Annotated in this window: 1 protein-coding gene; it reads right to left on the reverse strand. The window is 44.7% G+C overall.

Going from position 1 to position 1,884, the window contains the following annotated elements; genetic code table 11:
• Window positions 1-72: 72 nt before the first annotated feature.
• Window positions 73-1,884, reverse strand: a 1,812-nt coding sequence (locus KBW69_RS23300; RefSeq protein WP_257282523.1) for a DUF4116 domain-containing protein, incomplete at its 5' end; no start/stop codon positions are given.

A 1,884-nucleotide genomic window follows, 5' to 3' on the forward strand; every position in this document is an offset into this window, starting at 1 on the left:
AAAAAACATTAGGCTGGCAACAGGGTTTGCACTGGTCAACGTTGTCTGAATCCATCAGACTTTATTCGCAGTTTATCTGAGGTATTCACGCACTTTGGGGTTTCTTTTTTTTGCTGCCTCGATAAAAGCCGTATCATCTTTAAGATCGGGAGCAGCATATTTGAAAGCTCGATGATTTTTTTCAATTAAATCGAGCATATAATCGCGATCCTTCAATACCTTTTCACTGGCGAGTTTTAAGCTAACAATATCAACATTGATTACCATTTGTATAATGTTTTTATCACTTCGAATTCTTTCACTTGCATAACCCAGCGCTGGTGGAAAATGAGCGATAGCGGTCTTTACAATGTCTTCATCATCCTTCATTTCCGGGCTGGCATAATCCAGCCAAATGCCGTGCTGTTTGATAGCGGTCATGACAACCTCTTTATCATTTTTCATTTTTTTACCGGCAAACTCCAGCTCTTCCGGACATTCTGCAATGATGGGTAATACCAGGCCTTTATCATTCCGAACCCGTCGGCTACCATAATGCAGTCCGTGCTTCAGCAAGGCTTTTTGGAACGTTTCTTTATTATCCGAAAGCCACTGATCCGGAGGAATTTCAAAACTTAGCCTGTAACTGTAGGATGATGGTTTTATGACATAGCATTTATCTCTCAAGTCGGGATAAACATCCTCAACCAATGGAGCAGAGCTTTTGGCATCCAGGAATAACAAATGATGTAAAAATTTCCTGCGGGTTTCTTCAGCGATCTCATTGCTCATTAATATTTCCCGAAAGTTGTCCTCTGATTTATGACGGTGCACTTTATTACAGCCCTTTGCAAACCGTAGTGCATAATTAATAAACTGCTGGTAGTGGCTGGGTAATAACAGGAAACAATCGGGTATGTAGCTGATGAACTTCTTATAATGCATCGCGAAAAGGCAATGTTCAAAGGCAAAGCTGTCAGCTTCTGCCGCAACATCGCCGTTAAGGCGTTGTGCAAGCAAGCTAAAGTTCCACTGATCTCCTTCAAAAACGTCAATTTTCTTCATGTCAAGATCCACATCACGCATAGCACGTAACACAGTGATCAGTTTTTCAAAGGCCTCCTGCATGGTATGAGTTGATGGCATTCGGGTGCATTCGACGATAATCTCCCCCGCTACCGCGTTGCAACGCGGCTTCATGCTATCAGCATCTTTATCCAGTTCGAGCACTTTCAATAGCTGCACCAGAAACCACATGCGCTTTAACTTGGCGGTGTTACTAATACCATCATCTTCATAAAACTGGTCAGAGAATTTCAGCCGTAAGGTTCGTTCTTTACCCCCTTCAGCCTTTTCAAGGAGCTCAATAAGGCACACATGACTGCCAAGCTTCAGGTTAACCATCAAGGCATCATCCATAATGACCACCGTCCCTGAACACAGAAACTTTTCGATTAATGCTTTCCAGGACGGCCTCAATAGCGGCGCCTTTTCATCGGAGCCACCCGGAGTCGTGCAATCAACATAGGTGATTTTCTTTTCGGTAGATATCCTGCCCTGACGCGAAACCAGAGTGACCGGTGCCAGTGCATTTACAAAGCGCTGATGCAGGGCAAAAATCAGCTCATGGATACTCCGGATCTGCTTGGCCTCTTTGGGATTCAGTGCCTGAAGGGAGGATCGGAGTTGATGACAGGCAGCCAGCCATTGATGAAATGATATCTGCCTGATTTCACCACCGTCCAGACTACGGACGATAGCTTTCAACCTGGATCGGATGGTCTTTTTCAGTGCCTTTAACCGGTTGATCAATTCCGGTAATTCAATCCGTAATGACTGAACCTCGAGTGCGCGGCTATCTCCCGCCAGTCCCAAGAATGCTTGGTACCCATCCAGAAGTGCTTC

This window comes from Endozoicomonas sp. ISHI1, from assembly GCF_024606225.1.
Lineage (GTDB): Bacteria > Pseudomonadota > Gammaproteobacteria > Pseudomonadales > Endozoicomonadaceae > Endozoicomonas_A.